We start from the raw sequence: 16,337 nt of genomic DNA, 5'->3' as shown, positions 1-16,337 counted from the left end.
GGGCCTGATCGATACCCGCGCGGGCTATACTCGCATCGGCATCAGCACGTAAAGCGCGGTCTCGTCGGCCATGTCGTGGATCAGCGTCGGCGAACCGGCATCGGCCAGCATGAATTTGGCTTCCGTGCCGGTCAGTTGCGCGGCGACGTCGAGCAGATACTTGGCATTGAAGCCGATCTCGATCGGGTCAGACGAATAGTCGGCCGCCAGTTCCTCGGTGGCGCTGCCGGAATCCGGATTGTTGACCGCAAGCGTCACCTGGCCTTCGCTGATCGAAAGCTTCACAGCGCGGCCGCGTTCGGAGGAAATGGTCGAGACGCGATCGACCGCCGCGGCAAAGCTCTGGCGGTCGAGGATCAGCTTCTTGTCGTTGCCGGTGGGAATGACCCGCTGGTAATCGGGGAAGGTGCCGTCGATCAGCTTCGAGGTCAGGACCACGCTGCCGATGGTGAAGCGGATCTTGGTATCGGACAGTTCGGTGGTCACGGCGACATCCGGATCGTCGACCAGCTTCTGCAGTTCGCTCACCGTCTTGCGCGGAATGATGATGCCCGGCATGCCCTCGGAGCCCGCTGGCGCGTCGATTTCGGCGCGCGCCAGGCGGTGGCCGTCGGTCGCCACCGAGCGCAGCTTCAGCTTGCCGCCGACTTCATGCGTGTGCAGGTAGATACCGTTGAGATAATAGCGCGTCTCCTCGGTGGAAATGGCGAACTGCGTCTTCTCGATCAGGCCCTTGAGGGCAACCGAGTCGAGCCGGAAAATATGCGAGAAGGATCCGGCTGAAAGCTCGGGGAAGTCGGATTGCGGCAGACACTGCAGCCGGAAGCTCGAGCGGCCCGACGTCACCGTCATGGCGTTGCCGTCCTCATCGGTCTTCAGCATCACCTCGGCGCCGTCCGAGAGCTTGCGCACGATGTCGTAGAGCAGATGCGCTGGAACCGTCGTTGCCCCGCCACGCTCCACCTTGGCGGGCGTCGCTTCCGTCACCTCCAGGTCGAGGTCGGTCGCCTTCATTTCGAGGCTGGCGCCCTCGGCGCTCAGCAGCACATTGGACAGGATCGGTATCGTGTTGCGCCGTTCGACCACTCGGTGGACGTGGTTGAGCGACTTCAGGAGATTTGACCGTTCCAGGATAACACGCATGACGAAACAGGCTCGCTTGAAAGGATGAGCGGGTCTCCGGCTGGCGGCGCCCCGCGAAAGGTCTGAACAGGCTCAGAATCTGCGTAAACTGACAGGAAAAAGCCAGCAAACGCAAGCCCGCGCCACCGGTTCGGGCCGGCTGCGCAGGCTTTCTGGGGATAAAGGCTGCGAAGACCGCCGGCCAGGGTGCCGAATCCGGAATCCGGACCGTCACGAGGCTTGGTTTTGACGCAATTTCCAAGGGAAAGCGCTACGCGCTCTCCCCTGAAAACCGTTTCACGCTTTTCGCGGAATTCCATGCCGCGAGCCCATTTCGAGCTCACGGCCGGGTAGGCAAGCCATTGAATTCCAGTGCGGTTCCGGCTTGCCTGTACCTGACCGGTCAGGCCTGGTCGTTGATCAGCCGTCGCAGCAGCTCAAGTTCCTGTGCCAGCGTGTTGTCGTTGCCGGAGAGATCCTCGATCTTGCGCACGGCGTGCAGCACCGTGGTGTGGTCACGACCGCCGAAACGCCGTCCGATTTCGGGCAGGGAACGCGGCGTCATCACCTTCGACAGATACATGGCGACCTGCCGTGGCTTGACGATGGTGCGCGTGCGCCGATTGGACAGCAATTCCGTCTTCGACACGTTGTAGTGGCGCGCCACGATGCGCTGGATATCCTCGATGCGGACCCGCTTCGGCTCACCCGTGCGATAGATGTGGCCGAGGATCTCGTCGATGCGGTCGATGGTGATCTGCGGCTCGAACGACTGCCGGAACAGCAGCTGGTTGAACGCGCCCTCCAGTTCGCGTCCGCTGCCGGTCACGGTGCGGGCGACGTGATTGAGGATCTCGTCGGAGATGTCGAGCGATGCATCGTCGATCCTGGCCGTGGCCAGGCGCAGTTTGAGCATGCCGAGACGCATGGCGAAATCAGGCGCCGACATTTCAAGCGCGACGCCGCCATTGAGGCGCGAGCGGACGCGCGGCTCGAGCGATTCCAGCTCGGACGGCGGCCGATCGGCGGCGACGACGACCTGCTTGGCGCTGTCGAGCAGCATGTTGATCAAATGGCAGAATTCATGCTGGATCGACTTGCCCTGCAGGAACTGCATGTCGTCGATGATCAACAGGTCGATATCGCGCAGCTGTTCCTTGAGCGTCAGCGCGTTGTTGTCGCGGATCGCCGTGGCGAAGCGCCACATGAAATATTCCGCGGTGAGATAGACGACGCGGGATTTGGGGTTCTGCTTCAGCGATTCCGCCGCGATGGCCTGCAGCAGGTGGGTCTTGCCGAGCCCGACGGTCGCGTGCAGGAAAAGCGGATTGAAGCGCACGGCGCTTGACTGCGATTCCGCCACGGCCTTGGCGGCGGCGAAGGCCACCCGGTTCGACGGCCCCTCGATGAAGGAGCCGAACGTGTAGCGCGGGTCAAGCGGTGAACCCAGCACATTGTGGCGGAACTCGCTCTCGACCGCCGCACCCGGGCGCGGCACTGGGGGGCGTTCCACCCTGCCGGGGCTCACGGTGCCGGCGGCCAGCGCCGTCTGCGTCTGTCGTGTCATCTTGCGCGCCGGCGCCAACTCCGGCTCGGCATGGCTGCGCCCCTGACGGGTGGCCGTGCGCACCACGATCTCGATCTTGAGGAGATCGGCATCCTCCTGCTTCCACAGTTCGGAGATGAGATCGAGATAATGGCCATTGATCCACGAGCGCAGGAACGCGGTGGGCACCGAGATGCGGACAATGCCCTTGGACGCTTCCGCGACCTTCATGCGGCCGAACCAGCTCGAATAGACTTCAGCCCCCAGACGCGCCTTCAACTGGGTCTTGACCCGGTCGAACTTCTGTTCCGCGTCGCTGGAGACCGCCATCTCGTTCGCTCCGATCAAAGTTCCAGGAAATGGGAGGTCGCCCGTAAGCTCCCTTTCGATGCCGCTCTGCATGATCGAGTTCCTTGTCTTTCTGTACCTGTTTTTCCGCCGGGGATGCGCCTCCTGCATCCTTGTTTCCAGCGACTGTGTCTTCGCCACGATGCCCGTTGCCGCCGCCGGCAATGAACGTCGCCCACTATTCGGAGGGAACCGGTGCCGGCCCATGGAAGCCAGTCCGCGTTGGGTATGTCAGGGCAATACAACATCGTCCGGCGAAAAACGCCGGCGCGCTGTCAACCTGCCATGTGTCGTTACGCCAGTCCCCTACCGTATCGAAAAAGAGCAAACCAAAGCCGTCCGCGAACTTGATCCGCGTCGCAAATCCCGCCAATTTAAGCTGGCTGCGTCAGGCTGGGTTAGGGCCAGAGACCCGTCCCTTTCGATAGATCGACATTACCGAAATCGCTGTGGATAGGGCAAGGCCACGTCTAACGGATTTTTAAGGAATCTGGTTACCTCGCGCCCCTTCGGACGTCATGCCGTTACGGCATATTTTGACAAAGCCATTGTGATTCAAACCCTTTTCCGGCGAATATGAAAAAGCCGGGCCGGCGCGAAATATTCTGAAATAATTCGCTTGACAGGCAGTTGTCCTCCCGTCCTCTCGGGGGTCTGTGGACAGGCTGTGGATGACCATGGCTAAGTGGCTGAAAAATATCGCTTATTTGTGATAGTTGAGAATTTCTGAGGCGGCATTTTTTGAGCATATCAACCGTCAGCGGGCATGCATGTGCCGGCAAAGCATTTCGAAGCTTGGAATCCGCCTTGGGCGCCGTTTCCGAGCATTCTTTTTAAGTACTTGCCGGCAAACGAAAAAAACCCGGCACGATCGGCCGGGTTTTAGAGAAGCTAGTCTGTAAAGGCGATGTCAGGCCGACAGCACCTTGAGCCGTGCGGCCAGACGCGACACCTTGCGGGACGCTGTGTTCTTGTGGATGACGCCCTTGGTCGCGGCGCGCATCAATTCCGGCTCGGCGGCCTTGAAGGCGGCCTGCGCGGCAGCCTTGTCACCGGAGGCGAGCGCCTCCTCGACCTGGCGGACGTAGGTGCGCACGCGCGAGCGGCGGTTCTTGTTGATCGCCGCGCGGCGGGCGATCTTGCGCGTTGCCTTTTTGGCCGAGGATGTGTTGGCCATGATGCCTCTCTTCTGATCTGGTCGGCGCATGCGGCGTGCCGCAGGGCGCAAAAAACAAACGGGCAGCCACAGGGCCGCCTCGGTTGGTGCGGCTTATAGTTCAGCTTTTCCGGCGCGTCAACGCTGCCTGGCGTTCTTTTTGGCCGACGCCACAGGGTTTCGGTCGCGTGCCGGCAACGCCCTACCGATTGGCGAAATTCGGCTTCCGCTTTTCGGCGAAGGCGGCCATGCCTTCCTTCTGGTCTTCGAGCGCGAAAAGCGAGTGGAACAGACGACGTTCGAACCGCAATCCCTCGGCCAGCGTCGTCTCGTAGGAACGGTTGACGGCTTCCTTCGCCATCATCACCGATGGCAGCGAGAAATCGGCGATCTTGGCCGCTGCCTTGACCGCCTCTTCGACAAGCTCGGCGGCAGGCACGACCCGCGACACCAGGCCCGAGCGCTCGGCTTCCGCTGCATCCATCATCCGTCCGGTCAGGCACATGTCCATCGCCTTCGACTTGCCGACGAACCGGGTCAGGCGTTGCGACCCGCCCATGCCGGGAATGACGCCGAGTGTGATTTCGGGCTGGCCGAATTTGGCGGTGTCGGCGGCAATGATGAAGTCGCACATCATCGCCAGCTCGCATCCGCCGCCCAGCGCATAGCCAGCCACCGCCGCAATGATCGGCTTTCGAGTGCGTGTGAACTCTTCCCAACCTGCGAAGAAGTCTTGGCTATAGGCGTCCACATAGGAGATCGCCTGCATCTCCTTGATGTCGGCACCAGCGGCGAAGGCCTTGTCGGAACCGGTAAGAACCATGGCGCCGATGCCGGGATCAGCGCCGAAACCGTTCACGGCTGCGACGAGTTCAGCAAGGATCTGGGAATTCAGCGCATTGAGCGCCTTTGGCCGGTTCAGCGTGACCAGCCCGACCTTGCCGCGCGTCTCGGTGATGATCGTTTCATAAGCCATGGCTGCTTCTCCTCGCTCGACCCCGGTCCATCTTTTTGTTTTGACGCAATTCCCAAGGGAAAGCGTTATGCGCTTTTCCCGGGAAAACCGTTCCCACTTTTCCTGGAATTGCTCTAACTCAGCTCTGACAGGTCCGGCAATAGAAGGTGGAGCGTCCGCTCTGCACGACGCGCTCGATATGGCCGCCGCAGCCGGGCTTCGGGCAGGGCTCGCCCTCGCGGTCGTAGACGGCGAAGGAATGCTGGAAATAGCCCAGCGATCCGTCGGTGTGCACGTAGTCACGCAGCGACGACCCGCCGGCGGCGATGGCATCCGATATGACCGAGCGGATCGCCTCGGCCAGGCGTTCGCTTTGTTGTCTGGCCTTCTTGCCGGGCTTGGCGATGGTGCCCGCCTCGCGCAGGGGCGACAGGCCGGCGCGCCAAAGCGCCTCCGACACATAAATATTGCCAAGCCCCGCGATCAGCTTCTGGTCAAGCAGCGCTGCCTTCAGCGGCGATCCGCGGCCTTTCAGCAACGAGGCGAGCAGCACGCCGTCCAGCGTGTTGCCCGTGGGCTCGACGCCCAGTCCGGCCAGCATCGGATGCGTTTCCGGCGATCCTTCCGCAAACAGCATGAAACCGAAGCGGCGCGGGTCGTTGAAGATCACGCGGGACCGGGCGCCGTTAGCGGCGACGACATCGAACACGACATGGTCGTGCGCCGTGCTTTTCGAGCGCTCGTGGTGGAACACGCCGGGTGTCCCGCCGTCGTCGTCGGTCTCGATGCGAAACGAGCCCGACATGCCGAGATGGCAGATCAGCGCCGGGCCGTCCTGCACATGCATGGTCAGATATTTGGCCCGGCGGCCAAGCGCCGTTATGGTCCTGCCGGTCAGCCTTTCCGAAAAGCGTTCGGGAAAGGGAAACCGGAGGTCTGGACGTCGCGCCTCGACCTTGGCCAGACGGGCACCTTCCAGGACCGGCTGCAGGCCACGCCGGACCGTTTCGACTTCGGGCAATTCAGGCATGGCCGCCAATCATCGCATGGAAAGAAGTACCGTGGCGGCCGGGCGCCAGCCCGAGGTGTTCGGCGACGGTTTCGCCGATATCGGCGAATGTCGTTCTCAGTCCGATATCGCCACCTGCCAGACCCGGTCCCATGCCGATCACCGGGATGCGCTCACGCGTGTGATCGGTCCCTCGCCAGGTCGGATCGTTGCCGTGGTCGGCCGTCAGCATGAGAAGGTCGCCCTGTCGCAGCTTCGCGAATGCTTCCGGCAGCCGCCGGTCGAAGGCCTCCAGCGCGGCGGCATAGCCGGCGACATCGCGGCGATGGCCGAATTCAGTGTCGAAATCGACGAAATTGGCGAAAACGAGATCGCCTTCGCCGGCATCGTCCATCGCACCGAGCGCCTTGTCGAACATGGCCATGTTGCCGGCGGCCTTGCGCACTTCCGAAATCCCGCGATGGGCGAAGATGTCGCCGATCTTGCCGACAGCGATGACGCGGCTTCCCCGCGCCGTCAGCCGGTCGAGCAAGGTTGGCTCCGGCGGCGGCACCGCATAGTCATGGCGATTGTAGGTCCGCTGGAAGGTGGCGGCGGTCTCGCCGACGAACGGCCGCGCGATCACGCGCCCGATTCTGAGCGGATCGACCAGCCGGCGCACCACCTGGCAGAATTCATATAGCCGCTCGAGCCCGAAATGGACTTCGTGGGCGGCGATCTGCAGGACCGAGTCGACGGAGGTGTAACAGATCGGCTTGCCGGTGCGGATGTGTTCCTCGCCGAACCGTTCGATGATCTCGGTGCCCGGCGCATGGCAGTTGCCGAGAATGCCTGGCACCTCGCCCTCGCGGATCATCGCCGCGGTCAGATCAGCCGGAAAGGCGGGAACCGTATCGGGAAAGTAACCCCAGTCGAAAAGCACCGGCAGCCCCGCGATCTCCCAGTGGCCGGACGGGGTGTCCTTGCCGCTCGAAACTTCCTGCGCCGCGCCATGGAAGGCATTGGCGGCCAGATCCGTCCCGAAATGGGCAAAACCCAATCCTGTCGCCGTCTCGGCCGCCTTGCCAAGCCCGAGCGATGCCATGTGCGGGACGAACAGCGGCCCTTGTCGAAGCCGTTCGCGGTCCGCGCGCCCTTCGGCGCAAGCTTCGGCTATATGCGCGAGTGTGTTGGCGCCGGCGTCGCCATAGCGTTCGGCGTCGACCGCGCCACCGATGCCGAAAGAGTCCAGGACGAAGAGAAAAGCACGCGCCATCGGGTCATTGTTGCCAGTTTGGACGCCCAGACATAGGGTTCCATGGCGGCATTGGCAATTCGGAAACCAAACGGCAACGGCTTGGCGCGATAGTCCAGTGCATGTCGCCCAAAAGTGCGCAGCGGTTTTGGGGCAACGACACGCACAAGCCAAGAGTGCATGTCGCCCAAAAGTGCGCAGCGGTTTTGGGGCAACGAGATGCACGAGCTGAGAGCCCCATGTCGTCTAGAATTGCGTAGCGGCTTTGGGACAACGACAGGCACAATCAGAGATACAAAGCGTCACGAAGCACCGGGCTTGGGCATGGATCGAAGGAAACGCAGGACGGTCTTGTCATGAACGCCACGCTGAAGGCCTGTGCTGCCCTTGTGGTCATGCACGGCGCGCTCTTCTGTGATCCGGCGCGGGCCGACTGGCGCGATGATATCGGCACATTCCGCATCGGCATCGTCGCCGAGCCTGGCGCCGGCAACACCGTTCCGGGGCTGGCGCTGTTGACGCAGTCCTTTACCAATGCGCTTGGCATGAAGGTGGAGTTCGTCGTTGCGCGCGATTACGCTGCACTGATCGAGGCGCAGGCCAACGCCCGGATCGAGTACGCCATCTATTCGGCCACGGCCTATGCGACGGCGCTGCAGCGTTGTGGATGCATCGAGCCGCTTGTCGCTCCCGTCGATTCCGATGGTGCGGCCGGCATCCGCTCCGTGCTGTTGACCCGGGACGGCAAGTTGTCCGGCCTGGCGGCGATGGAGACGCACCGGATCGCCATGCCGCCGCCGGACAGCGTCGGAGGCTCGCTCTTGCCTCTGGCGGAACTGGCCGCCGAACACGTCAAGATCGCCGAAGATGCGCCGTTTCTGATCCATGCCGGCTCGGCATCCGCGGCGGAAACCATGCTCGTCGACGGTCAGGCCGACGCCTCGTTCGGCTGGGTGAGGGCCGCGGCCGACGGCCAGTCGCTGCTATCCGGCGGCACGCAGGCCAGGCTTGAAGCGGCCGGCCTTTCGCCGTCTGCCGTCCAAGTGGTCTGGATGTCGAGCTTGCTGAGATACGGTCCCCATGCCGTGCGCAGCGATCTCGACCCGGAAGCCAAACGCCGGCTGAGCGTGTTCCTCACCAATCTCAAATCGACGACGCCGGACGTCTACGATCTGCTGGAATCGAAACACTCCGGCGGCTTTCTGACCGTGGGCCTAAAGGACTATGCGACGGCGGTGGCTATCGTGCGCCTGCTGTCCGCCGATGGTGGCCAGAGGTAGAAGTCTTCAGCAATCGCTGCAGGGGATGGTCAGGCTTCTGCGCGGGCGCAGATAGTAGGTCTCACCCATCGGGATCGTGGCGGTGAGGGATTTGGTCAGTCCAAGCTTTTGTTGGGTGTCCGTCGTCCAGCCGATAATCGGCGCGTAGGCCAGATTGCTCTCGACACGGATAAGGAAGGTGCCGGCGACCCTCAGCGTTGCCGGAACCGTGGTGGTTGCGGGCAGGGTGGTGGCGATGCTGTAGACGCCATTGACCACCTTGCGCGACCAAACCACGTTCACCCTGGGCGGCGTATCGGTGGTGACCTGTATTGCCGTGATGGTGATGTTCGGCGTCGAGCGATTGTAGGGCTGAATGGTCGAGGTGCCGATTTTCATGATGGCGTCGAGATCCGCCTTGACGATGGTCGGCTGCTGGGTGACGAGATCGGCAACCATGCTGCCGATGCGGCTGACCTTCTTGCTGGTCTCGATGGCCTGCGAAGCCTCCATGGTCATGAAGTACATGACCAGCAGGATCGGAACGATAAGCGCGAACTCGACCGCCGCGACCCCCTTGCGATTGGACCAGAATCCGATCGTCCTGCTCCAGGACTCCGCAATTTTCAGATGTGCCCCCGCACGCATCATGGCATTTGCCTTTTTTCTTGCTGGTCGTTGCGAACTCAATTGTCGAACGGCTCGTTCTGCCAGGTCACCGATGCAAAATGCAGCGTCCTGCCGCCATTCAGATTGGCCATCGACTTGGCCATCAGATCGGTCATGACAGGCCATGCGTAGAAGACCCGCAGCATATTCTTCGATTCCGCCAGGCCAGGCGTGTTTGCGAAATCCTGTGAGTTCGTGCCTTGCATCAGCACGACTTTGCCGCCCTGGATCTTGAAGGTCGCGGTGGCCGCGTCCGCGAAAGTCGGATACTCGCGAAGATCCACGAGCAGTTGTTGCGGGCAATCCGTGGAGGAGACGATGATCTGCAGCCTGCCGCAGATCAGGGTCGTCAATTTGCCCCCCGCGACATCGGCCGGCCGCAACTGGCCGGTGCGCAACTGGCGAGCGACGTCGTCGGTGATGTTGGCCATCACCTCCTGCCCGGCAAACGAGATGCAGCTTTCAAGGATGGCGAATACGAGGAGGGCGAACGGCAATGCAAGTATCGCGAATTCGATGGCCGTGCTGCCACGGCGATTGCGAACGAAGCGCGTCAGAAACCCGGTGCGCTCCGCCTTGTGCTGACCTGTCGACCTGACTTCGTTGCCCATGCCCTGTTCCTGCCACCCCTGGACGGTTCCGACAGGGTGTATTAGCGCAAACCAATTGAGGCCCGGTTTGAATGATCGTTAAAGTCGGCGCCGGCGCCTTAACCGGCCGGTAACCTGGACGGCCGCCGGGGGCGCAGCCTATTTGCTTGCGCTCATCTCGGCCTCGGAGGATTTTTCAGCCTCGCTCTTGTAGGAGCTTTCGCAATAGGGCGTGCAGGACATGGTCTGCACCTCGGCACGCCGGTAAATGCGAACCGTCGAGGCAGCCTGCCGCACGACGGTAACCTGCGCGTCGACGATCGGGCTGCCCTCCTGGTCGAGGACGACGAGATTGGTGACACCGAAACCCTTGCCGGTGAGCACGATCGTCGAGGCGTCCTGGACGGAGGCATCGGCGATTGCCGGGTTGCCGACGACGATCGTATCTGCCGGGCGCGACAATTTAACGATCTTGGCCTGATTCATCGTGACTTCGATATCGGCGGCGGCCATGGCCGGCGTGATCACGCTCGTGGCGGCAAGAAGCACGGCAATCAGGATTGAAGATCTCTGCACGGCCATCGATGCGCTCCCGCAAGCAAACTGTTCAACGGAACATGAACGAGATTGGTGAACCAACGGTTAAGTCGGCTTGCCTGCGCCGGATGTAGCAGTCGGCGTGGCCGCCCGCATGGCCGGATCCGGGCCGGTCGCAGGCTTTCCTGAGGCCCTTGCCTTTTGCCGCATCGGCTTGCGAAACAGTACATTAGCCAGCGCTTAGCGTCGAGTTAACCACGCATTCCGTTCGAGCCGGGAAAGGAATCGGTAAGGCTGTTTATTAAGCCGATCGAAAGAGCTTCTCCCTAGATTGGCAGCATCCGATCAACCATCACAGAAGTTGACGGAAGTGCTGTAACACGTGGAGTAGGAGCTCTCGAATGTCTAACCTTTTTGCACGTTTCGTGAAGGACGAATCCGGCGCGACCGCTATCGAATATGGTCTGATCGCCGCCCTCATCGCGCTCGCCATCATCACCGGCGCCGGCGCTCTCGGCAATGCAATCAACGCCAAGTTCTCCACCATCGGAAACACCCTGAACTCAAGCGGCAGCTAATCGGCTTACTGCTGAACGTTCAGATTGTCTTTCGGACAGGGGCCGCCTCACGGGCGGCCCCTGTTTATTGTTGCCTGTCGATGTCGCGGCTGACAGAGCCGTATGTCCTTTTCAGGCCTCATCAATCGTTAATCGATCCATCCTAGATTGAGCCAGTAAACAATAGGCACGGCGCCGATGCTTGAAGCCCTGATCTTCGTCGTCTTTCCGTTTTGCATGCTGTTTGCAGCGATCTCCGACATGCTGTCGATGACAATCGCCAACCGCGTGTCGGTGCTGCTTGTCTTCGTCTTCGCGCTGGTCGCGCCGCTGACGGGTATGGAATGGGCAGCCTATGGTTGGCATTTCGCCGCCGGCGCCCTGGTCCTTGCCGTGACGTTCGGCCTGTTCGCAATGGGTGGTATGGGTGGCGGCGACGCCAAGCTGCTGGCGGCAACGGCCGTGTGGATGGGGTTGAACATCCACCTCGTCGAATACCTTGTCGTCTCCACACTCATCGGCGGCCTGCTGACGATCGCCATTCTGCTTTACCGGAAGTCGCCGCTGGCGGTTATCACCGGCCGCAATCCGTTCCTGCGCCATTTCGCGGAAGAGTCGGTCGGAATTCCCTACGGGATCGCGCTCGGCCTTGGCGGGCTGTTGACCTATCCGGATTCGCCTTTGATGGTGTGGGCACTGGCCAGGCTTGCCGGCTGAACACGATCTGATTTCCGTTTCCCTGACCGCATTGCCCGACCGGTTTGAAAGAGCCTCGGCAAGGTCTCTTTAGCCTGTGCGGCGCGATCCGTCTAATTTATGTAAACCTTAAATTAATCACGATCGTAAGCATTACATTAACCTTGTTTTGACGATTGCCGCTGCAAAGTCCGGCCTGGCTACGTGGTTTGCCAAGGGCGAGGTTCGGACAGATGCCAGCATCCCGACTTATTATTCTGAGCGTGGCGGTGGCCGCGGCGGGTGGCGCTGGCTATGTGGCGAAAAACATGGTCGCCGCGCCACCGCCCCAGATCGTGGTCGATTCCGGCCCCCAGGCTCCCGCCGTGCCCCTGCAGGACGTGCTTGTGCTCTCGGGCGATGTCGCGATGGGCAACGCACTTCAAAACAACATTTCCTGGCAATCCTGGCCGGCCGACGGCGTCAACCCGAATTTCATCACCAAGGCCAACGCTCCCGACGCCCTGGAGAAATTGAAGGCGTCGATCGCTCGTGTGCCGATGTATGCGGGTGAGCCCGTGCGGCGTTCCAAGCTGATCGGCGAGGGGCAGAGCTTCATGTCGTCCATCCTGCCTTCCGGGATGCGGGCTGTCGCCACGACCATATCGGCTGACACTTCGGCCGGCGGCTTCATCCTTCCAAACGATTTCGTCGACGTCATCATGACCCGCAGGGCGGATGCCAACAGCGGCAGCACCGGTTTCAACACCGAGACCATCCTCAAGAACATCCGCGTCCTGGCGATCGACCAGACGATCCAGGAAGACGAGGAGGGCAAGAAGACCAGGGTAGGCCAGACCGCCACGCTGGAGCTGACGCCCAAGCAGGCGGAGATCATCACCGTCGCACAGCAGATGGCGGATCGCCTGACGCTGGCGTTGCGCGCGGTCGCGGATACCCAGGAAAAGAATCTAGGCGAGGCCGACTATCTCGTTTCCGGCAATGGTCGCAAGGGAACGGTGAGACTGATCAAGTCGGGCGAAGTTTCCGAAGTAGGGGCAAGGAAATGAGGCTAAGCGGTAAACTGCCGGCAATCGTGGCCGCGGCATTCGGCCTGCTGCTCGTCGGAACGAATGTGCAGGGCGTTGTCGAGGCGAAGAGCACGCAGGTGACGGCCACGACAGCCAACCAGCGCGTCAAGCTTGGCCTCAACAAATCGGTGGTCATAGATCTGCCGAGCGATGCCTATGACATTCTCGTCGCCAACCCGAGCGTCGCCGATGCGGTAACCCGCACCGCAAGGCGCATCTATCTGTTCGGCAAGTCGGTCGGCGAGACCAACATTTTCGTCTTCGGTCCGAACGGCGAACAGATCGCCAGTCTGGATCTGGCCGTCGAACGCGATGTCGCCGGCCTGGAGGACTATATCAGGCGCTTCCTGCCGACCTCCGCCGTCAAGGTGGAACTGCTGAACGACAACGTCGTCTTGACCGGAACGGTCGATACGCCGCTGGACGCAAAGCGGGCGGTCGACTTGGCGACGATCTTCGTCTCCGGCGGTGAAGCAACGACCGGGCAGTATTCGCAGACCGCGGCTGGCGGCTCGGCTCAAGGCGGCGTCGACATCAACAACCCCGACCAGGAACGCCGCGTCTCGAAGATCGTCAATCTTCTGCAGATCATCGGCGACGACCAGGTCACGCTCAAGGTGACGGTCGCCGAAGTCAGCCGCTCGGTGATGAAGCAGCTCGCCGTCAACATGGTCGGCACCGGCGGCAGCAATGGCATCAGCTACGGCGCGCTCAGCGACCCTTTCACCGGCCTCGGCAAGCCGTTGTCGAATGCCGGCTTCAATATCAGCGCGTCGGGGCTGCAGGCCTATATCAACGCAATGGAGCAGTCGGGAGTCATGAAGACCTTGGCCGAGCCGACCTTGACCGCCGTGTCTGGGGAGAAGGCGACCTTCAAGGTCGGCGGCGAATACAATATGGTGACCTCGGTCAGCGCCAACGTGTCCACCGGCAATCAGACCGGCCTGAAGAACTATTCCGTTGACAAGATCGAGTACGGCATCGGCCTGGAATTCCAGCCGGTGGTTTTGTCGCCCGGTCGCATAAGCCTGAAAGTCAGAACCTCGGTTTCCGAACCGACAACCGAGGGATCCACCTCGGCATCCACGTCAAACACCAGTATCGGCATGAATGCCCTGTCACTGCGCAAGCGTCTTGCGGACACGACAGTCGAACTGCCCTCGGGCGGCTCCATGATGATCGCCGGCCTGGTTCGCGACGATGTCAGGCAAGCCGTCAATGGGTTACCCGGGTTGACGAAGATCCCGGTGCTCGGCGCGCTCTTCCGCAGCAGGGATTTCGTGCGCAACGAGACCGAACTCGTCATCATCATCACGCCCTATCTGGTGAAGCCGGTGGCGCGCAACGATCTCGCCAAGCCGGACGACAATTTCAACGCTGCCAGCGACGGCGCCGCCATGTTCCTTGGCAAGGTCAATCGCGTCTACGGCACCATGCAGACCGACAAGCCCAACGGCCGGTACCACGGCGTTGTCGGCTACATCTACAAGTGAATGGGGAAGCGGACATGTCTCAGTCAGCGTTGAAGACCAGGACCATCGCCACGACGATGCGCGCCAGCCACTTGCGGGCTGGCCTGCGGATGCTGCCGGTTCTGGCGGTCGCGATGACCGCGCTGCTGGCCGGCTGTGCCCAGCGCGACAGCGTCACAGTCGGCGCCATTCCGGACGACTATCGCACCAACCATCCGATCGTCATTGCCGAGAAGAACCAGAAGATCGACCTGCCCGTCGGCGCCGGCGACCGCGGCATGACCGGTTCGCAGCGCGACACGCTGCTCGGTTTCCTCGACGGCTATGACAAGAGTGCCGCGCCGACATTGACGATCCAGATTCCGAGCGGGTCGGCCAACGAGGTCGCCGCGGCGGCGGCCGGCCGTGACTTCGCCAGGCTCGCGGTCGCCAGCGGCATCAAGCGCAACCGGATCGTCGTGGTCTCCTATCAGGCTGGATCTGGCGAGGCCTCGGCCCCGATCCGCGTCTCCTATATCGCAGTAAGAGCCCAGACCGACAAATGCGGACGCTGGCCCGCGGATCTGGTCGAGACGTCGGAAAACAAGCACTATGCCGACTTCGGCTGCTCCTATCAGAACAATCTCGCCGCCCAGATGGCGAACCCGGCCGACCTGCTCGGACCGCGTAAACAGACCACCATCGACGCGGAAAATCGCGGCGCGGTGATCGATGTCTATCGCAGCAGGGGCATTTCGACTGAATTCCTCGGCAGTTCGGAAGTGACGTACTGAGCCGAGCCCTCGAGGAAAGAGAAGCCACGGAAAAGAGCATGACCATGAGCAATCTTGCCTATGACGCCACCGTGGACGGCGGTGATACATCACCGCAGGACATCGCCGCGATGCAGGCGTTGCGGCCGGTTCCGCGCATCTCGATCCAGGCATTCTGCGAGACCGAGGGCGTTGCCAATCCGGTCGAGCGCGCCGGCGAGGACCGCCGTATGACCAAGGCGCATCTCAAGGTCCATATGGGCGGCGTTCCCACGGCAATCGAGTTCTATCAGTCGGCGCCGACGCCGAACCTGATCCTATTGGAGTCGCGCAGCGAACCCAAGCAATTGCTGGAGCAACTCGCCCAGCTCTCCGAATACTGCGATCCGTCCTCGAAAGTGGTGGTGATCGGCCATTACAACGATGTCGGTCTCTATCGCGAGCTCATCCGCTCGGGCATCTCCGAATATGTCATCGCGCCAGTGTCGATGGCCGACATCGTCAGTGTCGTGTCGTCGATTTTCGTCGATCCGGAGGCTGAACCGATTGGCCGTTCGATCGCCTTTGTCGGCGCCAAGGGCGGCGTCGGCTCTTCCACCATCGCCCACAATGTCGCCTGGGCAATGTCTTCCTTGTTCAAATCCGAGGTCGTCGTCGCCGACCTCGATCTCGCCTTCGGCACGGCCAACATCAATTTCGACCAGGATCCGGCACAGGGCATCGCCGAGGCGGTGTTCTCGCCCGAGCGCGTCGACGAGGTCTATCTCGACCGGCTGCTGACGCAGTGCGCCGAGCATCTGTCGTTGCTCGCGGCGCCCTCGACGCTGGAACGCGTCTACGACTTCGACCCCGATGCCTTTGCGCAGCTCGTCGATACTGCGCAGCGCAGCGTGCCGCTTCTGGTGCTGGACGTCCCCCATGTCTGGACCGGCTGGGCCAAGAACACGCTGGTCAAGGCCGACGAGATCGTCATCACCGCGACGCCGGAACTGGCCAATCTGCGCAACACCAAGAACATGGTCGACATGCTCAAGCGGCTTCGTCCCAACGACCCGCCGCCGAAGCTGATCATCAACCAGGCCGGCGTTCCCAAGCGGCCGGAAATTTCGCCGTCCGATTTCGCCGAGCCGCTCGGCCTGACGCCGATGTCGGTCATCGGCTTCGATCCATTGCTGTTCGGCAATGCCGCCAACAACGGGCGTATGCTCGGCGAGATGGATGCCAAGAACCCGGTTGTCGCGATCATCAACGAGATTGCCCATGTGCTGACCGGGCGAAGCGAAATCCGCTCGAAGAAGAAGGCTGGCCTGGGCAGCCTCCTCGGCAAGCTCTCGCGCAACAAGAAGTGACGCTTTTGGAACCGGT

16 protein-coding genes are annotated in these 16,337 nt (G+C 61.9%); 7 read left to right on the top strand and 9 right to left on the bottom strand.

The annotated features are described in order from the left end of the window. Positions 1 to 24: 24 nt before the first annotated feature. From dnaN to AC1DPX_RS00450, 6 genes are all read right to left on the bottom strand, one after another. Positions 25 to 1,143, bottom strand: coding sequence for a DNA polymerase III subunit beta (gene dnaN, locus AC1DPX_RS00475; RefSeq protein ID WP_010913340.1), 1,119 nt, complete (start codon positions 1,141 to 1,143; stop codon positions 25 to 27). A 382-nt stretch (positions 1,144 to 1,525) separates the two neighbouring features. Then, complete coding sequence (dnaA, locus tag AC1DPX_RS00470) at positions 1,526 to 3,070, bottom strand: chromosomal replication initiator protein DnaA (RefSeq protein ID WP_010913341.1); 1,545 nt, start codon at positions 3,068 to 3,070, stop codon at positions 1,526 to 1,528. An 856-nt stretch (positions 3,071 to 3,926) separates the two neighbouring features. Further along, a complete protein-coding gene (gene rpsT / locus AC1DPX_RS00465) occupies positions 3,927 to 4,193 on the bottom strand; it encodes a 30S ribosomal protein S20 (protein WP_010913342.1) in 267 nt (88 codons plus the stop codon). 181 nt (positions 4,194 to 4,374) lie between these two features. Continuing rightward, the gene (locus AC1DPX_RS00460) at positions 4,375 to 5,148 is read right to left on the bottom strand and encodes an enoyl-CoA hydratase (RefSeq protein WP_477233842.1); all 774 of its coding nucleotides are present in this window, start codon (positions 5,146 to 5,148) and stop codon (positions 4,375 to 4,377) included. Positions 5,149 to 5,266: 118 nt separating this feature from the next. Beyond that, entirely contained in the window at positions 5,267 to 6,157 is an 891-nt protein-coding gene (mutM, locus tag AC1DPX_RS00455) for a bifunctional DNA-formamidopyrimidine glycosylase/DNA-(apurinic or apyrimidinic site) lyase (RefSeq protein ID WP_477233841.1), read from the bottom strand. Continuing rightward, on the bottom strand, positions 6,150 to 7,391 hold the full coding sequence (locus AC1DPX_RS00450) for a phosphopentomutase (protein ID WP_477233839.1): 1,242 nt from the start codon (positions 7,389 to 7,391) through the stop codon (positions 6,150 to 6,152). Before AC1DPX_RS00450 ends, mutM begins: the two co-directional genes overlap by 8 nt. A 335-nt stretch (positions 7,392 to 7,726) precedes the next feature. On the opposite strand from AC1DPX_RS00450, the gene AC1DPX_RS00445 reads away from it, so the two are divergent. Further along, a complete protein-coding gene (locus tag AC1DPX_RS00445; RefSeq protein ID WP_477233837.1) occupies positions 7,727 to 8,650 on the top strand; it encodes a phosphate/phosphite/phosphonate ABC transporter substrate-binding protein in 924 nt (307 codons plus the stop codon). Between the two features lie 6 nt (positions 8,651 to 8,656). Here the strand turns inward: AC1DPX_RS00445 and AC1DPX_RS00440 are convergent, their stop codons facing one another. From AC1DPX_RS00440 to AC1DPX_RS00430, 3 genes are all read right to left on the bottom strand, one after another. Beyond that, on the bottom strand, positions 8,657 to 9,280 hold the full coding sequence (locus AC1DPX_RS00440; protein WP_477233835.1) for a TadE/TadG family type IV pilus assembly protein: 624 nt from the start codon (positions 9,278 to 9,280) through the stop codon (positions 8,657 to 8,659). Positions 9,281 to 9,315: 35 nt separating this feature from the next. Then, on the bottom strand, positions 9,316 to 9,909 hold the full coding sequence (locus AC1DPX_RS00435; protein WP_477233833.1) for a TadE/TadG family type IV pilus assembly protein: 594 nt from the start codon (positions 9,907 to 9,909) through the stop codon (positions 9,316 to 9,318). A 138-nt stretch (positions 9,910 to 10,047) separates the two neighbouring features. Then, a complete protein-coding gene (locus tag AC1DPX_RS00430) occupies positions 10,048 to 10,470 on the bottom strand; it encodes a pilus assembly protein N-terminal domain-containing protein (RefSeq protein ID WP_202356312.1) in 423 nt (140 codons plus the stop codon). Positions 10,471 to 10,826: 356 nt separating this feature from the next. On the opposite strand from AC1DPX_RS00430, the gene AC1DPX_RS00425 reads away from it, so the two are divergent. From AC1DPX_RS00425 to AC1DPX_RS00400, 6 genes are all read left to right on the top strand, one after another. Then, positions 10,827 to 11,003, top strand: coding sequence for a Flp family type IVb pilin (locus AC1DPX_RS00425; RefSeq protein WP_202356311.1), 177 nt, complete (start codon positions 10,827 to 10,829; stop codon positions 11,001 to 11,003). Between the two features lie 177 nt (positions 11,004 to 11,180). After that, on the top strand, positions 11,181 to 11,699 hold the full coding sequence (locus AC1DPX_RS00420; protein ID WP_477233831.1) for an A24 family peptidase: 519 nt from the start codon (positions 11,181 to 11,183) through the stop codon (positions 11,697 to 11,699). A gap of 212 nt (positions 11,700 to 11,911) precedes the next feature. Then, complete coding sequence (cpaB, locus tag AC1DPX_RS00415; protein ID WP_477233829.1) at positions 11,912 to 12,727, top strand: Flp pilus assembly protein CpaB; 816 nt, start codon at positions 11,912 to 11,914, stop codon at positions 12,725 to 12,727. Beyond that, on the top strand, positions 12,724 to 14,241 hold the full coding sequence (locus tag AC1DPX_RS00410) for a type II and III secretion system protein family protein (RefSeq protein ID WP_202356308.1): 1,518 nt from the start codon (positions 12,724 to 12,726) through the stop codon (positions 14,239 to 14,241). The genes cpaB and AC1DPX_RS00410 overlap by 4 nt, the downstream gene beginning before the upstream one ends. Positions 14,242 to 14,255: 14 nt before the next feature. Beyond that, a complete protein-coding gene (locus tag AC1DPX_RS00405) occupies positions 14,256 to 14,993 on the top strand; it encodes a CpaD family pilus assembly protein (protein ID WP_202356307.1) in 738 nt (245 codons plus the stop codon). 38 nt (positions 14,994 to 15,031) lie between these two features. Next, a complete protein-coding gene (locus AC1DPX_RS00400; RefSeq protein ID WP_202356306.1) occupies positions 15,032 to 16,321 on the top strand; it encodes a CpaE/TadZ family protein in 1,290 nt (429 codons plus the stop codon). Positions 16,322 to 16,337 lie beyond the last annotated feature (16 nt).

The organism is Mesorhizobium sp. 01N446 (genome assembly GCF_056399285.1).
Note: the sequence above shows the minus strand (reverse complement) of the source record. Positions and strands in the feature narration are given on the sequence as shown.

Excerpts from the sequence above, each read along its gene's own strand:
- mutM (WP_477233841.1), bottom strand. The coding sequence starts at position 6,157 with ATGCCTGAATTGCCCGAAGTCGAAACGGTCCGGCGTGGCCTGCAGCCG.
- dnaA (WP_010913341.1), bottom strand. The coding sequence starts at position 3,070 with ATGCAGAGCGGCATCGAAAGGGAGCTTACGGGCGACCTCCCATTTCCT.
- AC1DPX_RS00435 (WP_477233833.1), bottom strand. The coding sequence starts at position 9,909 with ATGGGCAACGAAGTCAGGTCGACAGGTCAGCACAAGGCGGAGCGCACC.
- AC1DPX_RS00430 (WP_202356312.1), bottom strand. The coding sequence starts at position 10,470 with ATGGCCGTGCAGAGATCTTCAATCCTGATTGCCGTGCTTCTTGCCGCC.
- AC1DPX_RS00450 (WP_477233839.1), bottom strand. The coding sequence starts at position 7,391 with ATGGCGCGTGCTTTTCTCTTCGTCCTGGACTCTTTCGGCATCGGTGGC.
- cpaB (WP_477233829.1), top strand. The coding sequence starts at position 11,912 with ATGCCAGCATCCCGACTTATTATTCTGAGCGTGGCGGTGGCCGCGGCG.
- AC1DPX_RS00440 (WP_477233835.1), bottom strand. The coding sequence starts at position 9,280 with ATGATGCGTGCGGGGGCACATCTGAAAATTGCGGAGTCCTGGAGCAGG.
- rpsT (WP_010913342.1), bottom strand. The coding sequence starts at position 4,193 with ATGGCCAACACATCCTCGGCCAAAAAGGCAACGCGCAAGATCGCCCGC.
- AC1DPX_RS00425 (WP_202356311.1), top strand. The coding sequence starts at position 10,827 with ATGTCTAACCTTTTTGCACGTTTCGTGAAGGACGAATCCGGCGCGACC.
- AC1DPX_RS00400 (WP_202356306.1), top strand. The coding sequence starts at position 15,032 with ATGACCATGAGCAATCTTGCCTATGACGCCACCGTGGACGGCGGTGAT.
- AC1DPX_RS00420 (WP_477233831.1), top strand. The coding sequence starts at position 11,181 with ATGCTTGAAGCCCTGATCTTCGTCGTCTTTCCGTTTTGCATGCTGTTT.
- AC1DPX_RS00405 (WP_202356307.1), top strand. The coding sequence starts at position 14,256 with ATGTCTCAGTCAGCGTTGAAGACCAGGACCATCGCCACGACGATGCGC.
- AC1DPX_RS00460 (WP_477233842.1), bottom strand. The coding sequence starts at position 5,148 with ATGGCTTATGAAACGATCATCACCGAGACGCGCGGCAAGGTCGGGCTG.
- AC1DPX_RS00445 (WP_477233837.1), top strand. The coding sequence starts at position 7,727 with ATGAACGCCACGCTGAAGGCCTGTGCTGCCCTTGTGGTCATGCACGGC.
- AC1DPX_RS00410 (WP_202356308.1), top strand. The coding sequence starts at position 12,724 with ATGAGGCTAAGCGGTAAACTGCCGGCAATCGTGGCCGCGGCATTCGGC.
- dnaN (WP_010913340.1), bottom strand. The coding sequence starts at position 1,143 with ATGCGTGTTATCCTGGAACGGTCAAATCTCCTGAAGTCGCTCAACCAC.